Here is a 26,717-nt window from a genome sequence, read left to right on the forward strand (position 1 = left end):
TTGGGGAGATAATGCCTGAACTTCCTGAAGTAGAAACAATTCGCCGTGGACTCGATCCACTTTTAACTGGCGCAAAAATTATATCTGTTAAACTTAATCATAAAAATTTGCGTTTTCCTTTTCCAGAAGCATTTTCTGAGCGATTGGTGGGTAGAACGATCATAAGACTTAGTCGTCGCGCGAAATATTTATTATTTTATCTTTCACATAATGAGACAATTTTGAGTCATTTAGGTATGTCAGGATTGTGGCGTATAGAGGATGAATTTTTAAGAAAAGAGCATTCTTCTATAGACAAATTAGTTGCACATGATCATTGTATTATAAAGGTTCAAGCAAAAGATGATAAAATTTATCGTCTCACTTATAATGATGTTCGCCGTTTTGGTTTTATACTTTTAACAGATACAGCAAAGCTTTATGAACATCCACTTTTAAAAAGGCTAGGGGTTGAGCCTACGGAGAATACGCTTTCTGGTGCTTATTTAAAAAAAGCTTTTGCCAATAAAAAAACATCTCTGAAAACAGCTTTGCTTGATCAGTCTATTGTTGCTGGCCTGGGGAATATTTATGTTTGTGAAGCACTTTGGCGTAGTCATTTATCGCCACAGCGTAGTGCATTTACATTGGCATTAGAAGATGTATATATGCTGGAGTCTGCAAATTTTCTTGCACAAAATATATGTAATTTGATTACTGAAGCAATTATTTCTGGAGGGGCTTCTTTACGTGATTATATGCATGCAGATGGTTCATTTGGATACTTTCAACATTATTTTTCGGTTTATGGACGTGAAGGAAAAGAATGTTTGAATTGTAAGGAACCTATTGTGCGTATTTTACAGTCAGGGCGTTCAAGCTTTTATTGTCCACAATGTCAAAAATGAATAATGTGTCTTGCAAAATTTTGTAACAAGCTTAAAGTCATATCTATAATTTTCGAAGATTGGAAGGTTTTTTTTATGCTTAATAAAGTGTTAGAGCATCTTGATAGGAATCTAGAAAAAAATCTTGAACATCTTTTTTCTCTTTTACGTTTTCAATCTATTTCTACAGATCCAGCATATAAAGATGAATGTCGTAAAACAGCTGATTGGCTGGTGGAAGATTTGAAGAGTATAGGTTTCACAGCGTCACGCCGTGATACACCTGGTCATCCAATGGTTGTTGCTCATCATCCAGGACCTTTTGATGATTGTTTGCATGTATTATTTTATGGGCATTATGATGTACAACCAGTTGATCCACTGGATTTATGGGAGAATAATCCGTTTGAACCTTCTTTAAAAGAGAAAAATGGAAACAAGATTATCTGTGCTCGAGGTGCTTCAGATGATAAAGGCCAGCTTATGACTTTTATTGAAGCATGTCGTTCTTTTAAAGAGGAAACAAAACAGCTTCCTGTAAAGGTTACTATATTGTTGGAAGGTGAAGAAGAAAGTGGTTCGCCTTCACTTATTCCTTTTTTAAAGGAAAATATTAATGAATTGAAGGCTGATTGTGCATTAGTTTGTGATACCTCAATGTGGGATGCAAATACACCATCGATTTCTGTCGGTCTTCGAGGGATTCTAGAAGAAGAGATTATTGTTACGGCAGCTAATTGTGATCTGCACTCAGGTTATTTTGGAGGCGCAGCAGCTAATCCTATTCGTATTTTAACTAAAATTTTGGCAGGGCTTCATGATGAAAATGGTGGAGTAACACTTCCTGGATTTTATGATGGTGTAGAAGAGACGCCTTTACAAATTTTACAATCATGGGATAAACTTGGTTGTAATGCTGAGACATTTCTTAATCCTATTGGTCTTTCTATTCCTGCTGGAGAAAAGGGACGGAGTCTTTTAGAACAAATATGGGCTCGTCCTACAGCAGAAATTAACGGCATTAGTGGAGGATATGAGGGCAAAGGATTTAAGACGGTGATTGCTTCTCAAGCATGTGCAAAAGTTTCTTTTCGTTTAGTGCATAAGCAGAAACCAGAAAAGATACGCCAAACTTTTCGTAATTATGTGCGCTCTCTTATTCCTGCAGATTGTAAAGTTGCATTTAAAGAGCATGGTGCTTCTCCAGCAATTCAACTTTCTTATAATTCGCCTTTTATTCAAGTAGCACAAGACGCTTTATTTCAGGAATGGGGGACGCCTGCTTTATTAACGGCTATGGGGGATCTATTCCAATCGTTGGGGACTTTCAATCAATTTTTAATATGGAAACTATTTTAGTTGGATTTGCATTAGCTGATGATAGGATTCATTCACCTAATGAGAAATATAATTTAAAATCATTTCATAAGGGGCAAAGGTCTTGGGCACGCATTCTTGCTGCCCTAGCAAACAGGAGAATAAATGGCTGAGATTCGTATTCATCAAGGTGACTTACCAAATTTGGATAATTATTGTGTTGATTCTGTTGCAATCGATACCGAAACTTTAGGGTTGCAACCACACCGTGATCGTTTATGTGTGGTTCAACTTTCTTCTGGGGATGGTACTGCTGATATTATACAGATTGCTAAAGGACAAAATAGAGCTCCTAATTTAGTTACATTGCTTGAAGATAAAAAAATTACGAAAATATTTCATTTTGGGCGTTTTGATCTTGCTATTTTAGCGCATACATTTGCTGTGATGCCCGATGTTGTTTTTTGCACAAAGATTGCCTCAAAACTGACGCGTACTTATACGGATCGGCATGGTTTGAAGGAAATTTGTAGTGAATTATTGAATGTTAATATTTCTAAGCAGCAACAATCATCAGATTGGGCAGCAGATGCTTTATCGCGTGCACAAATTGAATATGCGGCATCTGATGTTTTATATCTACATCGTTTAAAAAGTATATTTGAAGAACGTTTAAAACGTGAAGAACGCGAAGATATTGCAAAAGCGTGTTTTCAATTTTTGCCTGTAAGAGCAAAGCTTGATCTTTTGGGATGGGCAGAAGTTGATATTTTTGCACATGTTTGAGCTTTAAAATTTATTTCTGAGATCGGAAACAGAAGAAATAGTTGATATCGTTATACAGAATATCTGTACATTACAAATCTTTATTTATCCATTTTCCTATATCATTTTGAGAAGTGTCAACTGTCATTTTTGCAAAAAATAAAATACATTATGTTTTTATAAAATATAATAGTAGGTTACAAATAAATCTTTTATAAAGATGAGGTTTTGTGTCGTTATTAGGATTATCTTTAGGAATACGGCTGGTAAGTGAACATGCTATTCAGAGAATTTGGTAAGGTATTTTTCAAATCAAGTTGGACTTATGAAAAGCATATTGGATTGGTGATGAGATAGATAAAATAAAGATATCTTCTTTTTTCTAGGGTTACCCTTAAATTTAAAGTGTTAAGCGATAACATTATTCAGATTTTATTTAAAATTTAAAATTTTCTTTAGTAATGATTTTTGCATTGGTGAATTTCGTAAATTTTAATGTGTTATGAGGGTAATTTATAGGAAGAGGTTGTCAAAGACAGGTTTTTTCTATGCGCATATCATTTTTTTGTAGATATGTGTTATGAAATGATTTATAAAAGACACGTTTTGTATTTTATTATATGGAGATAAGTTATGAATATAAAGTATTTTATTATAGTAATGAGTTTCACTATGATGACGGCTTCTACAGTTCAAGGATTTGATCTTAAAGAGGAGATACCACTTATTTCTTCAACTTTTCGTGTTAGTGAATGGAATGAGAAATCTTTAAAAGATTTTTTTCTAGTTGATGGTCATAGTGTTTACAGTAAATGGGAAGAAATAACAGAACCAGAGGGTGTGATTTTTGCATCGAATGATTCAAGGAAGATAAAATGTAAAAAAAAGAAAGGATCAGGGGTATCTAATCACAGAAAAAAAAAGACCTAGTTTATCTAAGTTAAATCCAATGAGTTGGTAGTTGATAAGCGTGCGGTTTGTACATGTGTTTTTTATTCGGGAATAAATTTTGTTATCACTGGTTACAGGGGCTTAATTTTGTTTCTAGTCAGCGAGAAAAGTCGGTAGCTAGAAGAATATTCTTGATAACTGAATACAACTCAAGATGTGATTTAATTATAAATGATATTATTGATTGCATAAATCAATATTACTCGGTTACTCGAATTTTAGTAATTAAGAAATTTTGGAAATAGCGAGCTTTATGGCTACAATGTTCTGTTTTTATATCTACAAATAAGAAAAAATAAAATTCTCGCGTGTAATTATGGTTTTTTTGTGTCTGTATCATTTTTACTACAGATATTTTGAAGGAAGTGTGTAACATATATGTCTATGAACATTAGCTATGGAGCAAATTTATGAATATAAAATGTTTAATGACGGCATCTGTTGTTGCTTTAATGACAGCTTCTGCGGTGCAAGCAGCGGATATTACAGTTCCTCAAGAAGTAGGAGAAACAATTGTTGTTGCTCCAGCTTTTTCTTGGACGGGTTTTTATTTTGGTGGTCAGATTGGTGGTTTTTCTAGTAAGACTTCTTTTAGCAGCCGTGATGCTGAGGATCTTAATAAATGGGATTCGCTTAATAAAGCTTTGTGGTCTAAGCCTTCAGGTTTTATGGGTGGTTTTTATGCAGGTTCGAATGTTGATTTAGGAAACGGCCTGATTCTAGGTGTTGATACGGATATTGTTCTGTCTGGACAGAAAGATACAAAAGAACACACAGTGGCAGTTGAATTAAAAGATCAAAACGCAAAACAACAAAGAGAAGAGCAGCCAGAGAATGCAAAAGAGGCTGAAATTACGAAATATAATCATACTTTAAAAGAGAAGTGGGCTGGTGCTACACGGGTTCGTATTGGTTTTGCTGCTGATCGTATTATGCCTTATGTCGCTGGAGGTGTTGCTTATACACAGCTTCAAGACACTCTTGAAACATCAGTTAGTCAGGGGAAAATGCCTGTGCAAAGAAATGATGAAACAGAAACTTCTAGTCAGACAAATACAGTTGATGAATCAAAAACAATGATCGGCTATACTCTTGCGGCTGGTGTTGATTTTGCTATGACTGATAATGTAATGCTTCGTGCAGAGTATCGTTACTCAGATTTCGGTAAAAAGAAGTTACATAATGACAAACTTGAAGTTAGTTATAAAGCCAATGATTTCCGCGTTGGTGTAGCTTACAAATTCTAATTTATTATAAAATTTAAGTCACAAAGAGGTCCTGTCAAAGATAGGGCCTTTATTTTTTTCCGCGAAAGTATCATTTGAGCTACAGATATTCCAAATAAAATATTTTATAAAATCCAGATTGGGTAATTAGAAGTAGGAGAATATTGTATGAATGTAAGAAATTTAATGATGGCTTTTATTTGGGTTTTTATTCCAGTTTCTATAGTGCAAGCAGCTGATATTATGAAACCGCATCAGTCACAGAGTTATCAACCAGTGCCGTTGATTGCATCTTCTAGCAGTTTTTCTTGGACAGGTTTTTATTTTGGCGGTCAGATTGGTGGTTTCTCAGGTGAAGCTACTTTAAAAGATAAAAATGATGCAAGCGAAGATTCTAAATTGCTATCACCTGAGCTTTCAGGCTTTATAGGGGGTGTTTATGCAGGTTCGAATGTTGGTTTGGGCAAAGACCTTATTTTAGGCATTGATACTGATATGGTGTGGTCTGGAAAAAAATATACAAAAGTGGTTAATGTACCAGGCGACATTGAAAAGGTAACTTACAGGTTTATTAAGCGTCCGAATGATAGATTTGACTATGTCTTAAAAGAAAAATGGGCAGGTGCTACGCGGATGCGTGTTGGTTTTATAGTAGATCGTGTGATGCCTTATGTTTCTGGTGGTGTTTCTTATGTGCAGCTTCAAAGTGTTTTTGAAGTAAAGAGCAGCAATACTCAAAAACAAAATGTAGGTATAAATGAAGTGAAATTAGATGAAACGAAGATTCTAGTTGGTTATAGTATTGGTGGTGGTATTGATGTTGCAATGACTGATAATGTTGTTATGCGTGCTGAGTATCGTTATTCAGATTTTGGTAAAAAGAAATTTGCGGAAGAAGATGGTGAGCTTAGTTATAAAACCAATGACTTTCGTGTCGGTGTAGCGTATAAATTCTAGTTTATTGGAAGATTAGATTATAAAGAATCTCTGCTTTGAGGCAGAGATTTGTTTATTGTGTTATTTCTACTACAGATTTTCAATTAAGTATATATAGAATATACTTCGAAATTTACATGGAGATAAATCTATGAGTATTAAGTCTTTCTTTTTTATACTAACTATTAGTTCAGCTTGTGTTCCCGTAGTGCAAGCATCAGAACGTATGTTATTTCAAGAACCAGTATCGTCATCAACTTCTTCTCAGTTTTCTTGGACGGGTTTTTATATTGGTGGTCAGATTAGTAATTTTTCAAGTACGGTTACTTCAAAGGCTGTGGATCTTGAAGCGGCCTTATTAGTAGATAGTAATGATAATAATAAAAATGATAAATGGTATGCAGTTGATTCGACTTTTTTGCCTAAACCATTGGGTATGAGAAGTGGTATTTATACAGGTCTCAATATTGGCATTGGTAATAATCTTATTGTAGGTGCTGATACGGATATAATGTGGTCCGGAAAAGAAGATAGCCGAACTGTTATCATTGATAATGGTGGTATACCAATGTATCGGAACAAGAGCTTAAATGAAAGTGGGGGGTGATATTCAATCCTTTAGGAAGCTCGAGAAATAAGAGTGCAATGTATCATCATATTCTGAAAGCAAATAGTGCACAAGGGGGTGTCACCATTTTAAATCACACTTTAAAAGAAAAATGGACTGGTGCTACACGGGTACGTATAGGTTTTTCTGCTGGTCATATTATGCCTTATATTGCTGCTGGTGTTTCTTATGTGGACCTCAAAGATATTTTATCGGTCTCCTTATTTGAGAGAGAGGCTGAGACAGTTGAAGGAAAGAAAATGGTCGGTTATACCTTTGGTGGTGGTGTTGATGTTGCAATGATTGATAATGTTGTTATGCGTGCCGAGTATCGTTATTCAGATTTTGGTAAAAAGAAATTTGCAAAAGGAGAAGTTGAGCTTAGTTATAAAACCAATGACTTTCGTGTTGGTGTAGCTTATAAATTCTAATTTATTGAGAAATTTAAACTTTCATTATAACAAGGCTCTACTTACGTAGGGTCTTTTTTTTTAAGAGTTATTTTTTTGTTTTCTTTTTTAATGGTTTCATGATAAAGCCACGTAATTTGTGGTTTTATATATTCTTGATCACTGCTGAGTACAAATTATTAGTCTAGCTTCCTTCATAGATTAGATAACTATATTTTCAGAGTTCAGGGAAATGGTAAAAATAAAATAGTAAAAGTGAACGGGAATATTTCACAATGTCTGTGAAAAATGAAGTGATAGATTACTCAAAAACTCTTTATTTACCCAAAACTGATTTTCCTATGCGTGCAGGTTTGCCGCAAAAAGAGCTTGAATTAATAAAGCGATGGAAGAGATAGATCTTTATACTCAATTGCGACAACAAGCGAAAGATCGTCCGTCTTACATTCTTCATGATGGTCCACCTTATGCAAATGGCAATATTCATATTGGGCATGCTTTAAACAAAGTTTTAAAGGATGTTATTGTTCGTTCGTTTCAAATGCGAGGTTTTAATGCGAATTATGTTCCTGGTTGGGATTGTCATGGACTTCCAATTGAGTGGAAAATTGAGGAAAAGTATCGCGCTCAAGGGAAAAACAAAGATGATGTTCCTCTTAGTGAATTTCGTCAGGAATGTCGTGATTTTGCGCAGTCTTGGATAATAGTTCAAAGCGAAGAATTTAAGAGACTTGGCATTGTGGGGGATTTTAAAAATCCTTATACGACGATGGCTTTTCATTCGGAGGCACGCATTGCTAGCGAATTGATAAAATTTGCTATGTCTGATCAACTTTATTGTGGTTCAAAACCTGTGATGTGGTCTGTTGTTGAGCGTACAGCTTTGGCTGAAGCAGAAATTGAGTATCATGATCATGAATCTGATGTTATCTGGGTTAAATTTCCTATTTTGGAAACGCGTTCTTGTGATTTATATGATACCTATGTTGTGATTTGGACAACAACGCCATGGACAATTCCTGGTAATCGTGCAGTTAGTTACTCTTCACAAATTTCTTATGGCGTTTATCTTGTTGAAAGCGCAGAAAATGATTTTGGTCCTCAGGTTGGAGAAAAACTTCTTTTTGCTGATGCTTTAGTTGAGAGTTGTACAGAAAAAGCAAAACTTGTTTTAAAGCGTTTGCGTTCTGTGTGCGCTGATGAACTTAAAACTCTTATTCTTTCTCATCCACTTAAAGGTTTAGCTGGGGATACAATTATAGGATTGCGATGCTTGATGGCTCCCATGTGACAGAGGATGTTGGTACAGGTTTTGTCCATACAGCACCTAGCCATGGGCGTGAGGATTTTGAAATTTGGAATGCTTACAGGTCTGTATTGGAGCAAGCTGGTATTGACACTACTATACCTTTTCCTGTTGATGATGCAGGTTTTTATACGAAAGATGTCCCGGGTTTTGGACCAGATCGTAAGGAAGGAGCTATCCGTGTTATTGATGATAATGGAAAAATGGGTAATGCTAATAAAGAAGTTATTAATGCTTTAATGAAAGCAGGGCTATTATTTGCACGTGGTCGTTTAAAACATTCTTATCCGCATAGTTGGCGTTCAAAAAAACCAATTATTTTCCGTAACACGCCTCAATGGTTTATTGCAATGGATAAAGATCTGGGTGATGGTTCAACCTTACGTAGCCGAGCTTTGGACGCTGTTATGATGACACGTTTTGTTCCACCTTCCGCTCAAAATCGTTTGGTTTCTATGATTGCAGATCGTCCAGATTGGGTGCTTTCTCGTCAGCGTGCTTGGGGTGTTCCAATTTGTATTTTTGTTAATGAGGAGGGGGTTATTCTTAAAGATGAGCAAGTGAATAAACGTATTTTAGAAGCTTTTGAAGCAGAAGGGGCAGATGCGTGGTTTACAGAAGGAGCTCGTGAACGTTTTCTAGGTGAACGTGTCCATGAAACTTGGACACAGGTCTATGATATTTTAGATGTTTGGTTTGATTCTGGAGCGAGTCATAGTTTTGTATTAGAAGACCGTGCTGACTTGAAATGGCCTGCTGATGTTTATTTTGAAGGATCTGACCAGCATCGTGGATGGTTTCAGTCTTCTCTTTTAGAAAGTTGTGGAACACGAGCTTGTGCACCCTATAAAGCTGTTGTTACACATGGTTTTACTTTGGATGAGAATGGCAAAAAAATGTCTAAATCCTTTGGCAATACGATTATGCCACAAGATATTATTAAAACATCTGGTGCTGATATTTTTCGTCTTTGGGTGATGACAACTGACTATTGGGAAGATCAGCGTTTGGGTAAAAAGATTCTTCAAATGAATGTGGATTCATATCGCAAATTGCGGAATGCGATTCGTTGGATGCTTGGCACTTTAGTTTATGATGAAGGAGAAGAAATACCTTATTGTACACTACCAGATCTTGAAAAATTGATATTGCATCGGCTTTATGAACTTGATCAGTTGATTAATCGATCCTATGATGAGTTTGATTTTAAGAAAATTATGCGTGCATTATTAGATTTTTCAATTGTTGAATTATCGGCGTTTTATTTTGATATTCGTAAAGATACTCTTTATTGCGATCCGCCTTCATCAAGAAAACGTAAAGCATCTTTGCAAGTTATTCGTGAAATTTTTGATCGAATGGTAACGTGGCTTGCCCCAATGTTACCTTTTACAATGGAAGAAGCTTGGTTAGAGCGTTATCCAGAAAGTTGTTCGGTGCATTTGCAGCAGTTTCGTCCTGTGTTAGCAGAATGGAAAAGTGAACTTTTAGCAGAACGTTGGAAAAAAGTCCGACAGGTTCGTAAAGTTGTGACGGGTGCTTTAGAGATTGAGCGAGCAAATAGACGTATTGGGTCATCTTTAGAGGCAGCACCTGTTGTTTTTATTTCTAATCCGGTTTTATTAGAATCTTTGGACAATTTAGATATGGCAGAGATTTGCATTACCAGTGCTCTAACAATCGTTCAAGATACACCTCCTTCAGATGCTTTTGCTTTGAGCGATGTTGAAGGTGTTGGTGTATATTCGAATAAGGCTGTGGGTATTAAATGTGCTCGATCATGGCGTTATACACAAGATGTTGGGAGTGATCCAAATTATCCTGATGTCTCTGCTCGTGATGCAGCTGCTTTACGAGAATTACAAGCGCTTGGAAAAGTTTAAAAGGTTCACACCTATTTTAGTAGAAGATGCTTTGAGCAGGGCAGTGTGAAAGGGCGGTATTCGATAGTTTAAACATCACTTAAATTCTATCGTTGATGGAGAGGAAATTTATGTTAGAAATAACATGTGTTGTTTTATCTATGAATAGGCAATTTGTACGTTATTGGCAGTATAATGTCAGTGAACTGTGCGCTGAGGAAAGTGGGTGAGCAATGAATAAATATGCAATGAAAATATTTTTAGCAAGTACGCTGAGTGTATGTTATATATTGACGGGGTGTAATTTGTCTGGTCCTACTTACGGTACGGATAAAACAGTTTCATTACAATTTTTTGATGATATAACTAATCTTGCTTCATTAAGATCAAAAAATAAGAATAGTCAGCTTGTGATGAAACAGCGCTCGCAACTTGTATTTCCAGAACCTAGTGCGCGTGTAAATTTACCTCTACCTCAGGTGGACAGTGCGGAGATTAATTCTCATAATGAGATAGAGATGTCAAAGCAGTTTCAGAAAAATTTGCGAAATGGAGTGGGGGCTAATAAAATGAATGCTAATTTTGATGATCCAAAGGGTGTTGTACAGCTTAATGAAAAACAACAACGTGAGGAATATTTGCGTCGGAGAAAGGAAGCTATTGGTGGGAATGCAAATTATCGTCGCTACCTTAGTGAGCCACCTTTAATTTATCGTCAACCAGCAGTAACTGCACCTGCGGAATAAAAAGAAAAATAAATAAAAAATGAGACAAGAAACTGCAGTTTGCAAGTAGGAAGCAATAAGAATTAAAAAAGAGTTTTTGTTGTTTAAAGCTTAGGATATTTAGGTTGAAGTAAAGTTTATTTTTGATGCCGTTTTTGTATAAAAAAGTCTTTAAGCAATTGAGAGGCTTCTTTTTCTTTAAAACCAGAATAAACATTAGGTTTATGATGACAGGTTGATTGTTGATAGAAACGCGATCCGTGTTCAATAGCGCCGCCCTTTGAATCCTTGGTTGCATAATACAAGTTTCTTATGCGTGCAAATGAAATGGCTGCGGCACACATAGTGCATGGTTCGAGTGTTACATAAAGATCGCATTCAGGAATTCTTTCACTTTTGAAGATTTGACAAGCTATGCGAATAACACGCATTTCCGCGTGTCCTGTAGGATCATGTGATTTTTTTGTGTAATTGCCAGCACGCGCAATGATTGTTTGACCATGTGTGATAACTGCTCCTACGGGAACTTCATCTTGTTTTTTTGCTGATTGTGCTTCTAAAAGAGCTATTTCCATAGGAGTAAGTCTCATATTATTCTTCCATTGAAGTATAAGTAACTAAAAAATTATATTATAGAGGTCTATGAAGTGAGCAAGCTTTTTTATTATTATACATTGTGCAATAAAGAGTTTCATTACGTCTTAAAAGTGTTTAGAGCTACTTTAAAAGTAAATGGGGACGAGGATATTAAATGATAGAATATGGTGAACAATTGCACTTCTCCTCTTTTCAGAATAAATGACATAGTGTGCATGATAAATTTTCTATACAATTAAAAAAATCGAAATGAAAAGAAAATGAGCGAAAAAAGTGAAAGTGAAAGAATTGCTAAAAGATTAGCACGTGCCGGATTAGCATCACGGCGTGATGCAGAGATGATGATTGCTGCAGGTCGTATTGTTGTTAATGGTGCAGTTGTAACTACACCTGTTTTTAATGTTACTCGCTCTGATGTTATTACAGTTGATAATAAGTCTTTACCTCCTATAGAACGAACACGGTTATGGCTTTATTACAAACCAACAGGGTTTATTACAACCAATCGTGATCCTCAAGGGAGACCAACAGTATTTGATAATTTGCCAAAAGATATGCCTCGTGTTCTTTCTGTGGGGAGGCTTGACATTAATACAGAAGGACTTTTGCTTTTAACCAATGATGGTGGTTTAGCACGTGTATTGGAGCTTCCCTTAACGGGATGGGTACGCAAATATCGGGTTCGAGCTCATGGAAAAGTTAAACAAAGTGCACTTCAAGATTTAAAGAATGGTATTGCAGTTAATGGGATTTTTTATGGTTCAATTGAAGCTTCGATTGAACGCGATCAGGGATCGAATGTATGGCTTTCTGTAGCTTTACGTGAAGGAAAAAATCGTGAAATTAAGAATGTTTTGGGAGCTTTAGGGTTATCGGTGAATCGTTTAATTCGCGTGTCGTATGGCCCATTTCAATTATCTGATTTAAAAGAAGGTGCAGTTCGTGAATTAAAAGGCCGAGTGTTGCGTGAACAATTAGGAGAACGTTTGATTTTGCAAGCTAATGCGAATTTTGATGCGCCTATTCTTAAACCTTTTTCAAATTCTACTGTTGTTGAAAAACAAAACAGTACAAAAGCTCCTGTGATTAAGGATAGTTGGATTATCTCTAGCAAAGAAAGTCTTTTATATGGAAAAAAAAGAAAATTTTCTGGGCATAGTCAGGCACAATTAAGTAAAAAAATTGATGAAAAATTAAGAGGGAAAGATCAAAACAAGGGCGGCAAAGAAGAGCGTGCTTTTTTACGTTCACGTTGTTCTAATGTTTGGATGGCTCCTGGTGCTTGTCCGCAGATTACACGTAAGAAGTCCTCTTCTAATGCAAATAATCATCATGATCGTAAGAGCAATTGGATTGATAAAAAATCTACTGATAGAGGAAAGGAAAAACGATTAGAAAGACGAGTAGAAAAAGATAAGTGTATTGATTTTTCTAAAAAACGCAGCAAAATAACTTCCGTTGAATCACGTATTTTAAACAAAAAAGATCAATTATTTAAAAGGGAGGGTAAGATTATTAAAGATGATCATGATGGATATTTTTTAAATAATGAACGGAAATCTAAGTTGTTTAATAAGACCATGAAACAGTTTAAGAGATATGATCATGGTGCAAGAATATCTAAGCGATCCAGAGGATAACGTGCGAGTTATCAGCGGTAAGTTTTCAGGGCATGTTTTGGCAAAACCTCTTGGTCGATCCATTCGTCCAACAAGTGATCGTACGCGTGAAAGCATTTTTAATATTCTTATGAGCCGGGAAGAAAATTTTTGGACAAATAAGCGTGTTCTTGATCTTTTCGCAGGCACTGGTGCTATAGGAATTGAAGCGCTTTCACGAGGAGCAAAAGCAGCTGTTTTTGTTGAAAATTCAATAAAGGGGCGTAGTTTAATTCAAAAAAATATTGAAACTTTGGGGTTACAAGGTGTTGGGCGAATTTTACGCCGTGATGCAACCAAACTTGGAAATATTGGGACAATACGCGCATTTGATGTTATTTTTGCAGATCCTCCTTATGGTTGTTCTTTAGGTGAGAAGGCTTTTATTCAAGCTCTTAAAGGAGGATGGGCAAAAACTGAAACATTTTTTATTCTTCAAGAGACAAAAGAAGCGATTATTAATTTGCCTGATCTATTTTATTTGGATGATGAGCGTTTTTATAGTGATGCAGTAATACGGATCTACAAACTTCAACAGTAGTTTACACTTGAGAAATTTTTTCTCTATAAATTGAAACAAGATTATTTTACATAGTTTTACCATATTTCCTTATGGAGAAGTTGTTTCGTTATTGCAGAATTTTTGCCAGTTTAGTTAAAGATTTTGAGAGAAAGAAAATAGCTGTTTTTTGCAATTGAGTAAATTGTTTCAAAGTTTCGTTTTAGCTAATGGATTAAAGTAAGCATAATTGAAGAATTGGTATTCGAGTTATCATAAGGATTAATTTCGCGTTATCTAAGATTAGTGGATGAACTAAAAGGAAGATAAAGATTGCATATTTTTTATTGTCGTTTCTAAGCGATTTCTATAAACATAAGAGAAAGTAATCATAGGGGACAATATTTTTTGTACTTACTTGGGAATTAAAGCATGATGTAGGAGAAATAGATTGAAAATTGGTTTAGCATTCGGTGGTGGAGGAGCTCGTGGTTTAGGTCATCTTCCAGTTATTGGGGCATTTGAGGATTTGGGTTTGAAACCAAATGTTATTGCAGGATCTTCTATTGGTTCTATTGTCGGTGCTGGTGTAGCTTTTGGAATGACAGAGACTGATTGGAAAGAGTATTGTTTATCAACTTTTTCTAACTCAAATGATATTTTAAAGCGTTTATGGTCTTTAATACCAACGTCATGGAGAGAGTTTTGTGAATGCAGTTTGCATCTTTTTCAATTTAATTTGGAGTTAATTTTAGAAAATTTTTTACCATTGAACTTTCCGCGAGATTTTTGTGCATTAAAAATACCTTTTTGTGCTGTAGCTTCAAATCTAGAAACAGCGGAGATGGTTGTTATTCAAGAAGGAGATTTGCGTTCTGCTTTGGCAGCTTCTTCTGCACTCCCTGGTTTATTTAGGCCTGTTTTACGCAATCATGATTTTTTGATTGATGGGGCGGTTTGTAATCCAGTACCTTTTGATTGTTTTACTGAACCAGTTGATCTTTCAATTGGTATTGATGTTACAGGACTTCCAATTATTGAATGTAAAAATGGACACCTTTCAGTTTTTGAAAGTCTTGTTGCTGCAGGTATTATAGGACAACAAGCACTTGTGACAGCACGTTTGCAGTCTGCAACGTTAGATCTTTTATTATGTCCTCCTGTTAGTGGGATAAAAATTTTAAATTTTTTTGATGTCAAAGAAATTTTACAACATGTAGAGCCTTTTCGTGAAAAAGCTAAGAGGCAGATTTCAGAATTAGTTGAAAGAAAAATGATACATTAGCAGCGCATAACTTTTAACTATGAATAGACAAAAATTATATTTTTCATTTAAAATTTCTTAATTAAGATGAAACATTATTATTTAAAGGATATTTATGAAAATAAACAAAAAACAGCTTGATAAAGCTAATTCGTTGGTTGAAGCAGCAAAGCGTTTTGGAGCTGATGCTGCTGATGCTGTTGTTATCCGCTCAAATTCTGTTTGTGTAGCAGTTCGTTTTGGCAAAGTAGAATCCACTGAAGCTTCAGAAAGTGATGATTTTACATTGAGGGTTTTTGTTGGTAAAAAGGTGGCAAGTGTTTCTGCTAATTTTGTTGTTGAGCCGCGGGAATTAGCAGAACGTGCTATTGCAATGGCTAAAGCTTCACCTGATAGTTTATTTGAAGGTTTGGCGGATAAAGAATGTTTAGTTACTCATCCTAAGGATCTTGACCTTTTTGATCATTTTACTCCACAAAGTCATTTTTTAACAGAAGATGCCTTGCAAATAGAAGCAGCAGCTCTTGATGTGAAGGGTGTGAGCAATTCTGGCGGTGCAGCAACAGCTTATGGCAAGAATGGGTTTGTGCTTGTAAACAGTGATGGTTTTTACGGATCTTATCATTCCAGCTATTTTTCGCGTTCTTGTAGCGCACTTGCTGGTGAGGGAACAGAAATGGAGCGAGATTATGATTATACGACAGCTTTACATTTCTCTGATTTAGTATCAGCAGATACGATAGGTAAAAATGCTGGACTAGGCGCAGTTCGACGTTTAGGGGCAGTTCGTGCAGAAACTGGGCTTGTGACTGTTGTTTTTGATCCACGTGTGGCTCGTGGAATCGCTGGTCATATTGCATCTATGGTTAATGGAGCATCGATTGCCCGCAAAACAAGTCTTTTACAAAATTTAAAGGGGAAGAGGATCATGAAGGCCGGTATTAATGTGATGGATCAGCCTTTAAGATTACGCGGAAATGCTTCTCGTCCTTTTGATGGTGAAGGAGTGGAAGGACATACACTGAATATTATTGAAAATGGTGTTCTAAAAAACTGGCTTCTTTCATCATCTTCGGCTCGTGAATTAGGACTTAAAACAAATGGCCATGGTGTACGTTCTGCATCGCTTGTCCAGCCAGCAAGCACTAATTTTTCTATTGAACCAGGTTTAGTATCACCTCATGATATGGTAAAAAGTGTGCAGAATGGTTTTTATGTTACGGAATTATTTGGACATGGTGTTGATTTTGTTACGGGGCAATATAGCCGTGGAGCTTCTGGTTTTTGGATTGAAAATGGCGAAATCACTTATCCAGTGAGTGAAGTAACACTAGGCTCTGATCTACTCCATATGTTGGCGCATTTAATACCTGCGAATGATATTGATCGACGTTATAGTACATCGGCACCGACATTATTAATTGAAGGAATGATACTTGCAGGAAAATAATACACATGATTATAATTATGCCGATTTAAATCTTTTGCTCGATGTTTGTTGGGAGGCAGGAGATTTAGCAATGAAGTATTTTGGATGTGAATTGAATGTTCAGTTTAAAGATGGTAATTCACCAGTTAGTGAAGCCGATGTTGCTGTAGATGTTTTTTTTAAAGAAAAACTTCTTGGTGCACGTCCAAATTATGGTTGGATTTCAGAAGAAACAGAAGATAATAGGGGAGAAGCTATTTATAAACGCTATTTTGTGGTTGATCCCATTGATGGCACTCGAGGTTTTCTTTCCGGAAGTATTGAGTGGTGTATTTCGGTTGCTATTATTGAGAATAGTCGTCCTGTTGTAGGTGTTTTACAGTGTCCTGCTAAAGGTGAAATATATGCAGCTATGACAGGGGCAGGAGCAACATTGAATGGTGTAAGGCTGCCTCTTTTAGGATCTAACATCAATCGAAAATATAGGGTTTCGATTGATCAATTAATTGCTCAAAAATTACCATATGATTTTAGCAATCGAATTAGTTTTTTTCGTTATATTCCTTCTCTTGCTTACCGTATTGTTCTTGTTGCTCAAGGTGAAATTGATATTGTATTGGTTCAGCCGAATTGTCGTGATTGGGATATTGCTGCTGCTGATCTTATTTTACAGGAGTGTGGTGGATGTTTTATGCCGCTTGAGGCACCGTTTATTTCTTATGGGATTGAAGCTTATCAAGATGGTTTTTTAGTTGCTGGTGAAAGTAATTGCTGTCAAAATATGATAAATGTTGTTCGTCAAGCAAAGTTAGTTTAATCAAATAAAAACATATTAAATTATTTAAACAATACGGAGGGCAAATATGGCCGAAGTCAACGAAAAGAGACAATTATTGCATCTTGTATTTGGTGGAGAATTAAAAAATCTGAATGATAATCAATTTAAAGATCTCGATAATTTAGATGTGGTTGGTATTTTTCCAGACTATCAATCAGCACAGGAAGTATGGCGGGCAAAAGCACAGAGCAGTGTAGATAATGCGTTACAACGTTATTATGTTGTGCCTTTACATCGGTTTCTTGATCACGCAACAAGCGATATATCATAAAGTTTAAATATTCAATTATTGTTTTTTATTCTACGAGAATACTACAAGATTGAGCTTACTAATTTTGATATCGGTATGAGAGAAACTTTTAACAAGAAAAAAAATAGCGTTTTGAAAAAAATGTGGCGGGATAATCGTCATACATTAATGAAAACATGGTTTATAAAAGTTTTTGTTGTGTGGATTTTGGTAAACTATTTGCGTTTTGTTTATTGGACGAATCCGCGGTTAAAAAATTCAAATGATATTAGGAAAATATATAATGCTTATAATCCATTTATTATAACCTTTTGGCATGGACGTCATATTATGGGGCCTTTTTTACGTTCTCAAAATGAAGAAGTTATTGCTATGTTTTCTCGTTCTGCTGATGCAGAAATAAATGCACAATTAGCCCAAAAATTAGGACTTGAAATTGTTCGTGGCTCAGGGGGGCGCGGCAAAACGCATGATGTTCATAAAGGAGGAGCAAAAGCATTATTAACGCTTAACAATGCTCTTAAATCTGGTAAAACGGCAGCTATGATTGCAGATATCGCGTGTGGAAAAGCACGTGAGTCTGGAAAAGGAATTATTTTATTAGCTAAATTATCTGGCCGTCCTATTATACCTTGTGTGTATGCATTTTCGCGAGAAAAAATTCTTGAAAAAACATGGGATAAAACTGCAATTCCACTTCCTTTTGGGCGTTCAATTGTTCTCACAGGTGAAGCGTTTTTTGTTCCTAAAGACGCAGATAATTCTTTGTTAGAAGAAAAACGTATACAATTAACAAGTATAATGAATCGTTTGACGGATGAAGCTTACAGCTATCTCAAAATAAGGAAATAAGGGGTTTAGAATGATGGAATTAAAGGCACGTGTAGCCCTTTCAATCTATCGGATAGTTGGTTTTTGTTTACATCCTGTGGTCCCATTTTATTTGTTTTTTAGAGTGATGCGTGGGAAAGAGGAACGAGGACGGCACAAGGAGCGTTTAGGGAAAAGCCAAAAAGTGCGTCCTCAAAGTCCATTAATTTGGTTTCATGCGGCGAGTATTGGAGAAACAGTAGCTCTTTTACCACTCATTAATTATATTTTATCTTTAAAAATACAGGTATTATTGACAACATGTACTGTGACATCTTCTACTCTTGTCAAGAAATATTTTGGTGATCGATTAATTCATCAATATGCTCCGTTGGATTTAGAATTAGCTGTGCGTCATTTTATTAGTCATTGGAAACCTGATTTGGCATTGATTTGTGAATCAGAGATTTGGCCTTTACGTATTAAAGAACTTGCTAAAATGCGCATTCCACAGATTTTGGTTAATGCTCGTATGTCAGAACAGTCTTTTAAAGCTTGGCACAAACGACTTTTTCTTGCTAAGCATATTTTTAAACATATTGATGTGGCTATTGGTCAAAATGAAACGGATGTAACTTATTACTATACACTTGGTGTAAAATCAGTTGCACTTTCTGGTAATCTTAAAGCTGAGGTGTGTCCGGTTGGAGATCAGGAATTGCTTGCACGTTATTGTAAGGCTATTGGTAATCGTCCAGTTTGGGCAGCTATTTCAACCCATGAAGGAGAAGAGAAAATTGCTTGTGAAGTTCATAAAATTCTCAAGAGTCATTTTCCGGATTTATTAACGATTATCGTCCCACGTCACCCTGAACGTTCAGCAGATATTATTAAAGTATGTGCTCATGAAAATTTGCGTTTTGTTCTTAGAAGCAGCGATACTATTCCAGATATGGATACGGATATTTTATTAGGAGATACAATTGGAGAAATGGGTCTTTTTCTCCGTTTGTCGAAAGTTGCTTTCATTGGCAAATCATTGTGTAACTATGGTGGGCATAATCCATTAGAGTTAGCTTTGCTTGGAGTAGCTATTTTAACTGGGCCTCATATTGCAAATTTTCAAAATACGTTTGAGCGATTTTTGTCCTGTGATGCAGCCTCTATAGTTGAAGATACGATGCAACTTGCGATCCAAGTGAATAAATTCTTAACAAATGAAACCTTGCGACAAGAAGTAGTTGATAAAGCTTATAGAGTAGCAACAAGTATGGCTGGTGCACTTGAGTGTACATTAAAGGTTCTTGATCCATTTTTACAGCCACTTGTGATACAGACGGGTTTAAGGCAGTGTCAAAAATAGGCATGCATATTTGCTCTCCGCGTTTTTGGTGGAAAAATAAAAGCTTTTTGCGCTTTTTATTAGCACCAATTGCTGAGGTTTATGGTTATTATGCACGGTGCTGTATGCAAAGAAAGGCTCTTGCTATTGATTTGCCAGTCTTGTGTGTTGGAAATTTTACATTAGGCGGGGCAGGTAAAACACCTGTTGTTATTGCTTTTGCTCAAGTAGCCAAGGAACTTGGCTTAATACCTGGTATTGTATCACGTGGTTATGGTGGAAGAGCCGAAAGAGTGCGCCTCGTTGATATTAAATGTGATAATGCGTATGATGTTGGTGATGAATCACTTTTGCTTGCACGTCATGCTTTTGTTGCTATATCACCTGATCGTTATGCAGCAGCACAACTGCTTAAAGAAAAAGGATGTAATTTTATTTTAATGGATGATGGTTTTCAAAGTCGTCGTCTTTATATGGATTATGCGTTGCTTGTTGTGGATGCGATGCGTGGTTTTGGTAATAAAGCTGTTTTTCCAGCGGGACCTTTGCGTGCACCATTAAAAACACAATTATCTTTGATGGACAGTGTTTTAGTCATTGGTTGTTTGGATGAGAGTGATGATGTAGCTCTTTTTGTTGCACGTACTGGAAAACCTTTGCATTATGCGCATCTTAAATCACTTGTTGATGATGAAGTTGCTGGGAAATCTTTTTTAGCATTTGCAGGTATTGGCAATCCAGATAAATTTTTCAAATCCATTAAAGAAATGTCTGGTCATGTTGTTCAAGCTTATTCTTATCCAGATCACTATTTTTTTACAGCTATGGATCTAAAGAATTTGATACGGAAGGCCAAAATTCATAATTTATGGCTGACTACGACCGCTAAGGATTATATACGCATACAAGCTAATGACTTACATAAAAGCTTAGAAAAGCTTATTGTTTTTGATGTCAAAGTTGATTTTGTTCAAAGAGATTTTTGCCATATGCTCCTTAAGGAAACTATTGCTCGTTTTAAGAAACGAAATATCACCTTTAATTAATATATTAAAAGCATACGGACACTATTTCAGAATTTCTTATGGGCTATTTTATGTTTTTTAGTAATTCACTAAGATAGGGGTTACACTCAAGTTCACGTTGATAGGATAACTCACAACTGGCATATGCTTCTTGACGCTGATGATTCCAGTATTTTAGATTGTCGATAGGGATTTTTTGTCCACTAACTGCACAAACAGTATAAGTTCCATATTTAACAATTTTATAACTATTATTAAAGTAATGAATTGTTGCTTCGCATTCATTTTGAGAAAACATATTTTATGTGCCCTTTCTATGTACTTATGAAAAAATAATACAGATAAAATATTATAGACATTTTATAGAGTTAAGCATAAATGAGGCAAGTAGTTTTTAGCCAGAATAGTTTATGAAATTTTATTTTCTACCAAAAAGGCGTTCTATATCAGCCAGTTTAAGTTCAATATAAGTAGGACGTCCGTGGTTACATGTGGCTGAATTAGGTGTTGCTTCTATTTGTCGTAAAAGTGCATTCATTTCTTCAGGATGCAAAAGACGTCCTGAACGTATTGAACTATGACAGGCCATAGTTGCTGCAACATAATCAAGCATTCCTTTTAAATTATCTATTGTATCATATTCAGCTGCTTCATCGGCGAGATCTTTAATTAAAGCTTGTACATTAATTTCTCCTAACATAGAAGGTATTTCGTGTACAACGATTGCCCCAATTCCAAAGGAATCAATTCCTAATCCAAATTTTTTTAAAGCATCTTTGTGAGATAAAAGGCACGTGGCATCTTCTTCAGAGATTTCTACAATTTCAGGAATAAGCAATAATTGTGAAGGAAGTGGTTTGGAATAGAGAGCATTTTTAAGTGATTCATAAACCAGTCTCTCATGAGCAGCATGCTGGTCTACAATGATAAGACTATCTTGAGTTTGAGCAACAATATAATTTTTATGGATTTGCGCTCTTGCCGCTCCCAATGGATAATGTAATTCTTCTGATGTTGGTTTATTAATTGCAGCGCGTGTATCGCCACTTGGCGTGCTAAGGCGATCGATAATAGGGATCGTATCTTCTTGTAAATCAATAGAGCTGGTCATATCTAATGGTTTATGGAATATTGATGTTATCTCTGGCCCAAAATGATATGGTGGTGTACTATCAGAAAAAGGTTGATGCATTTTTACAGTTTCTAAGGGTTGTGTTCGAAACGCAGCCAACATTGCTTCAGATCCTGTTGACGTAGGACGAATGCCAGTTTGATGCAATGCTTCACGAATTGCTCCGATGATTAAACCACGAATGAGACTTGGGTCACGAAACCGTACGTCCATTTTTGCAGGGTGTACATTAACATCTACATCAGTAGGCGGTAAATGAATAAAAAGAATAGCTACAGCATGACGATTTTGAGCAATAACATCGGCATACGCTCCTCGGATCGCTCCCCATAGAAGTTTGTCACGCACTGGACGCCCATTAACATAAGCAAATTGATAAAGGCTGTTACTGCGATTGAAAGATGGCAAACCGACAAAACCAGTTAGATGAACAGATTCACGTTTAGCATCAAGGAGAAGACTGTTTGGAGCAAATTCTTTTCCCATAATTTGTGTAATACGTTGTAATTGCCCTTGGGTATTTTTTTCCATAGCAGGGAATTCCATGGGTGCTCGATCTATACCGGCAAGAGAAAAACGTATATGCGGAAAGGCAATTGCAATTCGTTTGATTGTGTCCGTGATAGCATTTGTTTCAGCACGATCAGATTTCATAAATTTCAGTCGTGCTGGTGTAACAAAAAAAAGATCACGAACTTCAACAATAGTTCCAGGATTAGCAGCAGAAGGTTTTGGTTCTTCAATTCTTCCTGCAGTAACAATAATTTCAGCAGCACTATTGGAATTTTGTGTTCGTGAGGTCAGTTTAAGTTTTGAAACAGAGCCAATAGAGGGTAACGCTTCTCCACGAAACCCGAGGAAACAGATATTGTGTACATCGTCAATAATTTTAGATGTACAATGACGAGAAATTGCTAAAATTAATTGATCTTCTGGAATACCACAGCCATTGTCACTTACTCTTATCAGGCTTTTTCCACCATTTGCTATGACGATTTCAATACGGCTTGCTCCTGCATCAATAGCATTTTCAACAAGCTCTTTAACGACATTAGCGGGTCGTTCAATAACTTCACCCGCTGCAATTTGATTAATAATAGTTTCGCTAAGATGACGTATAATCATATTTAAATTTTAATAGCCTTCCCTTTACTGTATAGAAATAGAAACTTTGAATTATAATAGCAATATTTATAACTTTTTCGAAGAGAAAAAGCTGAAAATATATTCTAAGAGAAATATATAGGCTGTTGGTAAAGTTCATTCATGATGGATATCCAGAGTTTCTCTTACAGGAGAATGCTTTACTAAATATCATTTTATAGTTCAAAATTATTAATTATGGTTGTGAACTAAATTGTTAAATTGGGTATAAATCATTTTTTATCTTTGAAAGTGCTTGCTTCAAGCACTAATACTGATCAAAAAAGAATAAAAAAGATGGGAGGCAAAATGTATGACACGCATGAATGGTACTCTTGCAGATAGTGATATACAGGTTTTAGTTAACAATGGTACTATTAATGCCATTTGCTCGCTTGATAAGGATCAAATACAACCTGCAAGTCTTGATTTACGTTTAGGAGATAAGGCATATCGTATACGAGCTTCTTTTATACCGGGCTCTAATGCGACAGTTATTGATAAACTTGAACGATTAAAGCTGCACGAATTTGATTTACAAGATGGGGCAGTTTTAGAAACGGGTTGTGTTTATATCGTTCCTCTTTTAGAAAATTTAGCTTTATCAAAAGTTCTTTCTGCGGTTGCTAGTCCAAAAAGTTCTACCGGGCGGTTGGATGTTTTTACGCGCGTGATTTCAGATTATACTCAGGAATTTGATAAAATTTGTATGGGTTATCATGGGCCACTGTATCTTGAAATTAGTCCAGGAACATTTCCGATTTTGGTTCGCACGGGTTCACGCTTATCACAACTTCGATTTCGTAAGGGACATAGTTATTTAAAAGAAGTTGAATTGTATGAGTTGCATAAAAATGAAATGCTTGTATCTGATGATACTCCTAATATTAACGATGGTGGTATTGGAATTTCCGTTAATTTAGAAGGCGATGAAAATGGACTTGTTGGGTATCGTGGTAAACGTCATACTGATGTTATCGATGTGGATAAAAGTGCTGTTGCTCATATTTTAGATTTTTGGGAACCTATTTATGATCATGGAATGAAAGAAATAGTTCTTGATCCTCATGAATTTTATATTTTGGTTTCACGGGAATTTATTCATATTCCTCCCTTTTGTGCTGCTGAAATGAAACCATTTGATCCCTTAATTGGAGAATTTAGAGTACATTATGCAGGTTTTTTTGATCCAGGATTTGGAAATATGGAAATTAGTAGAAAAGGAGCACGTGCAGTTTTAGAAGTAAGGAACCATGAAATTCCATTTATCTTAGAGCATGGCCAAATCATTGGTCGTTTGGTTTATGAACGTATGCTTAATCGACCATTGAAACTTTATGGGCATGATGTTGGTTCACATTATCAGGGACAAGGTTTAAAATTGTCTAAGCATTTTAAATGAGTTTAGAAATACAGATTTAATGTAATATATGCAAGAATTCTCTTCTTTGAAGAAAGCTTTTCGTATTGTGTTTAGAGTAATGGTGTTATTATGATTATTTCCTCAACATTTGATTATCGTAAAGCAGCAAAACGTTGCTTACCTTCTTTTTTGTTTCATTATATTGATGGTGGTGCTTATGCTGAAGAGACAATGCGGCGTAATTATACAGATCTTCAAAAACTTGCATTGCGTCAACGGATTCTAAAACAAATTGGCGATGTTGATCTTTCAACTGAGGTTTTGGATCAAAAACTTGGTATGCCAATTGTACTTGCACCTGTTGGGTTAACTGGTATGTATGCACGTCGTGGTGAAGTAAAGGCTGCACGTGCAGCTGTTGCGAAAAATATTCCTTTTACTTTGTCCTCAGTTTCAGTTTGTCCTATTTCAGAAATACAAGCGGCGGTTGGAAAAGAATTTTGGTTTCAACTTTATGTTCTCAAGGATCGTGGATTTATGCGTGATGCATTGGAAAGAGCGTGGGCTGCTGGTGTTCGTACATTAGTTTTTACAGTTGATATGCCGGTTCCTGGAGCACGTTATCGTGATGCTCATTCAGGGATGTCTGGACCTTATGCTGGAGTGCGCCGTATTATACAAGCTGTTTTTCATCCGCATTGGGCTTGGGATGTTGGTATTATGGGTCATCCACATGATCTTGGAAATATTTCTGCCTATCTTAAAAAGAAAACAACACTAAAAGATTATATTGGTTGGCTTGGTGCAAACTTTGACCCATCAATTGGCTGGAGTGATTTGCAATGGATTAGAGACTTTTGGAAAGGAAAGATGATTTTAAAAGGTATTCTTGATCCAGAGGATGCACTTGAGGCAGTACGATTTGGAGCTGATGGTATTGTTGTATCCAATCATGGAGGACGTCAGCTTGATGGGGTGTTATCAACTGCACAAGCATTGCCGAAAATTGCAGATATTATAAAAGGCGATTTAACTATTTTAGTTGATTCTGGTATTCGTTCTGGTCTTGATGTGATTCGTATGATAGCACAAGGTGCGGATGCTGTGATGATCGGTCGTGCTTTTGTTTACGCGCTTGCTGCAGCAGGTGAGCAAGGTGTTGTCCATCTCCTTGAGCTTTTTGCTCAAGAAATGCGCGTGGCGATGACATTAACTGGTGTGAGTACAATTAAAGAAATTACACGTGGAAATTTAGTTAGTTCAGAGGGTCTACAAGAGTAATCAAGATAAGAAGAGTTTAGCATTTTAGATTGTGTAAAATTATTTTGATTAAATGCGAGAAGAGTATGATATACTGTTATTTTGTTTCCTTTTGCCATTATCGATATCGATGATTTTTTCTAAAAATTAAATCTATTCAATAAAGGCGATGAGGCTGGATGTTTCATGTTCTGTTTAACTGCAGAGTGGTGATTTATACTAATATGAAAAATACTTTATATTCTGTAAGAAGATACCGAAACGGCTCTTGAATGGGGGAAAAATTATACAATTGGTGCTATAACAAAAGTCTAAAATTATAAAGATAGTTGCGTTGCGATGTGGCATATCGATAACTTGTTTCGACTATAGAAAATTAATTCTGGAATATTTTTCTTATTCAAAATTTTACCTGTCATTTTCAGTACGAATTCATTAATTCTAAGAATTAGATGTCAAACAGCTTAAACAAACCATCAATATTTTAAGTATAAACATATTTTCATCTGTTTTGATAAGATTTCAATTATTTTTTGCAACCTTTAGAATAGAATTCTTTTAGTTGATATAAATGGCTGTTACTTTTTTAGGAGGCAATGAGTGGAACGGATTTTTTGACTGTAAGCGCAATAAATGAGGCAACTAGAACTTTTAAAAAATCACCTATCATAAATCCTAGTGACATTGTTAAAGCTGTCAATAAAGGTATCTTAAAAAGATACACGAGCCAAAATATTCCAAAAAAATAGATAATCCCAATTCCACCTATACTATTTATTATAACCAATTTTATAAAATTTAGTCGTCGCCAAAACGATTTAACCATAAGACCAATAAAGAATGCTGCAAATGGATAACCAATCATATAGCCACCACCAACTCCCAAAAAAACACCAATACCTCCACGTCCACCAGCCAACAGAGGCAAACCGATAGCAACCAAGAAAAGAAAAAGTGCTGATGCTGCAGCGCCTCTTTTTGCTCCAAGAATAGATCCAGCTAACATTGGTCCCATAGACTGGGCAGTAATAGGAAGACCAAGAAAAAAAGGAAGAAAAATAGGAGGGAAAAAACCTAAAACTGCATAAAGGGCGGCAAATAAAGCAATATAAGTTAAATCTTTTGTTTTCATTGAA

23 protein-coding genes and 2 pseudogenes are annotated in these 26,717 nt (G+C 35.8%); 21 read left to right on the forward strand and 4 right to left on the reverse strand.

The window, feature by feature from the left end; translation table 11 throughout:
* The first annotated feature begins 11 nt into the window (after window positions 1-11).
* From mutM to BAR153v2_RS00345, 10 genes and pseudogenes are all read left to right on the forward strand, one after another.
* Window positions 12-887: a bifunctional DNA-formamidopyrimidine glycosylase/DNA-(apurinic or apyrimidinic site) lyase gene (gene mutM, locus BAR153v2_RS00300; protein WP_078679813.1), complete on the forward strand. Its 876-nt coding sequence runs from the start codon at window positions 12-14 to the stop codon at window positions 885-887.
* 75 nt (window positions 888-962) lie between these two features.
* Window positions 963-2,356: pseudogene (locus tag BAR153v2_RS00305) on the forward strand (M20/M25/M40 family metallo-hydrolase).
* Window positions 2,349-2,969 (forward strand): ribonuclease D, encoded by a 621-nt coding sequence (locus BAR153v2_RS00310; RefSeq protein ID WP_078679814.1) that lies wholly within the window; start codon window positions 2,349-2,351, stop codon window positions 2,967-2,969. The pseudogene BAR153v2_RS00305 and the gene BAR153v2_RS00310 overlap by 8 nt, the downstream one beginning before the upstream one ends.
* A gap of 612 nt (window positions 2,970-3,581) precedes the next feature.
* On the forward strand, window positions 3,582-3,878 hold the full coding sequence (locus tag BAR153v2_RS00315) for a hypothetical protein (RefSeq protein WP_078679815.1): 297 nt from the start codon (window positions 3,582-3,584) through the stop codon (window positions 3,876-3,878).
* Window positions 3,879-4,309: 431 nt separating this feature from the next.
* Window positions 4,310-5,146 (forward strand): outer membrane protein, encoded by an 837-nt coding sequence (locus tag BAR153v2_RS00320; protein WP_078679816.1) that lies wholly within the window; start codon window positions 4,310-4,312, stop codon window positions 5,144-5,146.
* Between the two features lie 147 nt (window positions 5,147-5,293).
* Window positions 5,294-6,082 carry an outer membrane protein gene (locus tag BAR153v2_RS00325; protein WP_078679817.1) on the forward strand — a complete coding sequence of 263 codons (789 nt, stop codon included), beginning with the start codon at window positions 5,294-5,296 and terminating at the stop codon, window positions 6,080-6,082.
* 130 nt (window positions 6,083-6,212) lie between these two features.
* Window positions 6,213-6,668 carry a hypothetical protein gene (locus BAR153v2_RS00330; RefSeq protein ID WP_078679818.1) on the forward strand — a complete coding sequence of 152 codons (456 nt, stop codon included), beginning with the start codon at window positions 6,213-6,215 and terminating at the stop codon, window positions 6,666-6,668.
* A gap of 38 nt (window positions 6,669-6,706) precedes the next feature.
* Window positions 6,707-7,099, forward strand: a complete 393-nt coding sequence (locus tag BAR153v2_RS00335; protein ID WP_078679819.1) for an outer membrane protein — start codon at window positions 6,707-6,709, stop codon at window positions 7,097-7,099.
* A 254-nt stretch (window positions 7,100-7,353) separates the two neighbouring features.
* A pseudogene (gene ileS / locus BAR153v2_RS00340) lies at window positions 7,354-10,267 on the forward strand (isoleucine--tRNA ligase).
* 212 nt (window positions 10,268-10,479) lie between these two features.
* Window positions 10,480-10,992, forward strand: coding sequence for a hypothetical protein (locus BAR153v2_RS00345; RefSeq protein WP_078679820.1), 513 nt, complete (start codon window positions 10,480-10,482; stop codon window positions 10,990-10,992).
* A gap of 116 nt (window positions 10,993-11,108) precedes the next feature.
* Here BAR153v2_RS00345 and BAR153v2_RS00350 read toward each other — a convergent pair whose 3' ends face one another.
* Entirely contained in the window at window positions 11,109-11,561 is a 453-nt protein-coding gene (locus tag BAR153v2_RS00350) for a nucleoside deaminase (RefSeq protein WP_078679821.1), read from the reverse strand.
* Window positions 11,562-11,828: 267 nt separating this feature from the next.
* Here BAR153v2_RS00350 and BAR153v2_RS00355 point away from each other — a divergent pair, with 267 nt between their 5' ends.
* The 9 genes from BAR153v2_RS00355 (at window position 11,829) to lpxK (ending at window position 20,704) form a co-directional block, all read left to right on the forward strand.
* A complete protein-coding gene (locus tag BAR153v2_RS00355) occupies window positions 11,829-13,208 on the forward strand; it encodes a pseudouridine synthase (protein ID WP_078679822.1) in 1,380 nt (459 codons plus the stop codon).
* Between the two features lies 1 nt (window position 13,209).
* The gene (gene rsmD, locus BAR153v2_RS00360) at window positions 13,210-13,767 is read left to right on the forward strand and encodes a 16S rRNA (guanine(966)-N(2))-methyltransferase RsmD (protein WP_078680906.1); all 558 of its coding nucleotides are present in this window, start codon (window positions 13,210-13,212) and stop codon (window positions 13,765-13,767) included.
* A 409-nt stretch (window positions 13,768-14,176) separates the two neighbouring features.
* Entirely contained in the window at window positions 14,177-15,010 is an 834-nt protein-coding gene (locus tag BAR153v2_RS00365; RefSeq protein WP_078679823.1) for a patatin-like phospholipase family protein, read from the forward strand.
* Between the two features lie 94 nt (window positions 15,011-15,104).
* The gene (locus tag BAR153v2_RS00370; protein WP_078679824.1) at window positions 15,105-16,439 is read left to right on the forward strand and encodes a TldD/PmbA family protein; all 1,335 of its coding nucleotides are present in this window, start codon (window positions 15,105-15,107) and stop codon (window positions 16,437-16,439) included.
* Window positions 16,426-17,235, forward strand: coding sequence for a 3'(2'),5'-bisphosphate nucleotidase CysQ (locus tag BAR153v2_RS00375; RefSeq protein WP_078679825.1), 810 nt, complete (start codon window positions 16,426-16,428; stop codon window positions 17,233-17,235). Before BAR153v2_RS00370 ends, BAR153v2_RS00375 begins: the two co-directional genes overlap by 14 nt.
* A gap of 46 nt (window positions 17,236-17,281) precedes the next feature.
* Window positions 17,282-17,527: a DUF4170 domain-containing protein gene (locus BAR153v2_RS00380; protein ID WP_078679826.1), complete on the forward strand. Its 246-nt coding sequence runs from the start codon at window positions 17,282-17,284 to the stop codon at window positions 17,525-17,527.
* Between the two features lie 75 nt (window positions 17,528-17,602).
* Window positions 17,603-18,358, forward strand: a complete 756-nt coding sequence (locus BAR153v2_RS00385) for a lysophospholipid acyltransferase family protein (RefSeq protein ID WP_078679827.1) — start codon at window positions 17,603-17,605, stop codon at window positions 18,356-18,358.
* A gap of 10 nt (window positions 18,359-18,368) precedes the next feature.
* On the forward strand, window positions 18,369-19,679 hold the full coding sequence (gene waaA, locus BAR153v2_RS00390; RefSeq protein WP_078679828.1) for a lipid IV(A) 3-deoxy-D-manno-octulosonic acid transferase: 1,311 nt from the start codon (window positions 18,369-18,371) through the stop codon (window positions 19,677-19,679).
* A gap of 2 nt (window positions 19,680-19,681) precedes the next feature.
* Complete coding sequence (gene lpxK / locus BAR153v2_RS00395) at window positions 19,682-20,704, forward strand: tetraacyldisaccharide 4'-kinase (protein WP_078679829.1); 1,023 nt, start codon at window positions 19,682-19,684, stop codon at window positions 20,702-20,704.
* A gap of 43 nt (window positions 20,705-20,747) precedes the next feature.
* Here the strand turns inward: lpxK and BAR153v2_RS00400 are convergent, their stop codons facing one another.
* Both BAR153v2_RS00400 and mutL read right to left on the reverse strand, forming a co-directional pair.
* Window positions 20,748-20,981, reverse strand: coding sequence for a DUF2093 domain-containing protein (locus tag BAR153v2_RS00400; protein WP_078679830.1), 234 nt, complete (start codon window positions 20,979-20,981; stop codon window positions 20,748-20,750).
* Window positions 20,982-21,101: 120 nt separating this feature from the next.
* Window positions 21,102-22,940: a DNA mismatch repair endonuclease MutL gene (gene mutL / locus BAR153v2_RS00405; RefSeq protein WP_078679831.1), complete on the reverse strand. Its 1,839-nt coding sequence runs from the start codon at window positions 22,938-22,940 to the stop codon at window positions 21,102-21,104.
* Between the two features lie 331 nt (window positions 22,941-23,271).
* On the opposite strand from mutL, the gene BAR153v2_RS00410 reads away from it, so the two are divergent.
* Both BAR153v2_RS00410 and lldD read left to right on the forward strand, forming a co-directional pair.
* A complete protein-coding gene (locus tag BAR153v2_RS00410; protein WP_078679832.1) occupies window positions 23,272-24,360 on the forward strand; it encodes a 2'-deoxycytidine 5'-triphosphate deaminase in 1,089 nt (362 codons plus the stop codon).
* Between the two features lie 90 nt (window positions 24,361-24,450).
* Window positions 24,451-25,602: an FMN-dependent L-lactate dehydrogenase LldD gene (gene lldD, locus BAR153v2_RS00415; RefSeq protein ID WP_078679833.1), complete on the forward strand. Its 1,152-nt coding sequence runs from the start codon at window positions 24,451-24,453 to the stop codon at window positions 25,600-25,602.
* A 565-nt stretch (window positions 25,603-26,167) separates the two neighbouring features.
* Here the strand turns inward: lldD and BAR153v2_RS00420 are convergent.
* Window positions 26,168-26,713 carry a biotin transporter BioY gene (locus tag BAR153v2_RS00420; RefSeq protein ID WP_078679834.1) on the reverse strand — a complete coding sequence of 182 codons (546 nt, stop codon included), beginning with the start codon at window positions 26,711-26,713 and terminating at the stop codon, window positions 26,168-26,170.
* Window positions 26,714-26,717 lie beyond the last annotated feature (4 nt).

Origin of the sequence: Bartonella sp. AR 15-3, assembly GCF_002022445.1 — a bacterium.
Lineage (GTDB): Bacteria > Pseudomonadota > Alphaproteobacteria > Rhizobiales > Rhizobiaceae > Bartonella.

Coding starts and splice junctions, on each gene's coding strand:
- lldD (WP_078679833.1), top strand. CDS start 24,451: ATGATTATTTCCTCAACATTTGATTATCGTAAAGCAGCAAAACGTTGC.
- BAR153v2_RS00320 (WP_078679816.1), top strand. CDS start 4,310: ATGAATATAAAATGTTTAATGACGGCATCTGTTGTTGCTTTAATGACA.
- BAR153v2_RS00380 (WP_078679826.1), top strand. CDS start 17,282: ATGGCCGAAGTCAACGAAAAGAGACAATTATTGCATCTTGTATTTGGT.
- mutM (WP_078679813.1), top strand. CDS start 12: ATGCCTGAACTTCCTGAAGTAGAAACAATTCGCCGTGGACTCGATCCA.
- lpxK (WP_078679829.1), top strand. CDS start 19,682: ATGCATATTTGCTCTCCGCGTTTTTGGTGGAAAAATAAAAGCTTTTTG.
- BAR153v2_RS00355 (WP_078679822.1), top strand. CDS start 11,829: ATGAGCGAAAAAAGTGAAAGTGAAAGAATTGCTAAAAGATTAGCACGT.
- mutL (WP_078679831.1), bottom strand. CDS start 22,940: ATGATTATACGTCATCTTAGCGAAACTATTATTAATCAAATTGCAGCG.
- BAR153v2_RS00315 (WP_078679815.1), top strand. CDS start 3,582: ATGAATATAAAGTATTTTATTATAGTAATGAGTTTCACTATGATGACG.
- BAR153v2_RS00400 (WP_078679830.1), bottom strand. CDS start 20,981: ATGTTTTCTCAAAATGAATGCGAAGCAACAATTCATTACTTTAATAAT.
- BAR153v2_RS00385 (WP_078679827.1), top strand. CDS start 17,603: ATGAGAGAAACTTTTAACAAGAAAAAAAATAGCGTTTTGAAAAAAATG.
- BAR153v2_RS00335 (WP_078679819.1), top strand. CDS start 6,707: ATGTATCATCATATTCTGAAAGCAAATAGTGCACAAGGGGGTGTCACC.
- BAR153v2_RS00325 (WP_078679817.1), top strand. CDS start 5,294: ATGAATGTAAGAAATTTAATGATGGCTTTTATTTGGGTTTTTATTCCA.
- BAR153v2_RS00350 (WP_078679821.1), bottom strand. CDS start 11,561: ATGAGACTTACTCCTATGGAAATAGCTCTTTTAGAAGCACAATCAGCA.
- BAR153v2_RS00345 (WP_078679820.1), top strand. CDS start 10,480: ATGAATAAATATGCAATGAAAATATTTTTAGCAAGTACGCTGAGTGTA.
- BAR153v2_RS00420 (WP_078679834.1), bottom strand. CDS start 26,713: ATGAAAACAAAAGATTTAACTTATATTGCTTTATTTGCCGCCCTTTAT.
- waaA (WP_078679828.1), top strand. CDS start 18,369: ATGATGGAATTAAAGGCACGTGTAGCCCTTTCAATCTATCGGATAGTT.
- BAR153v2_RS00330 (WP_078679818.1), top strand. CDS start 6,213: ATGAGTATTAAGTCTTTCTTTTTTATACTAACTATTAGTTCAGCTTGT.
- BAR153v2_RS00410 (WP_078679832.1), top strand. CDS start 23,272: ATGACACGCATGAATGGTACTCTTGCAGATAGTGATATACAGGTTTTA.
- BAR153v2_RS00310 (WP_078679814.1), top strand. CDS start 2,349: ATGGCTGAGATTCGTATTCATCAAGGTGACTTACCAAATTTGGATAAT.
- BAR153v2_RS00370 (WP_078679824.1), top strand. CDS start 15,105: ATGAAAATAAACAAAAAACAGCTTGATAAAGCTAATTCGTTGGTTGAA.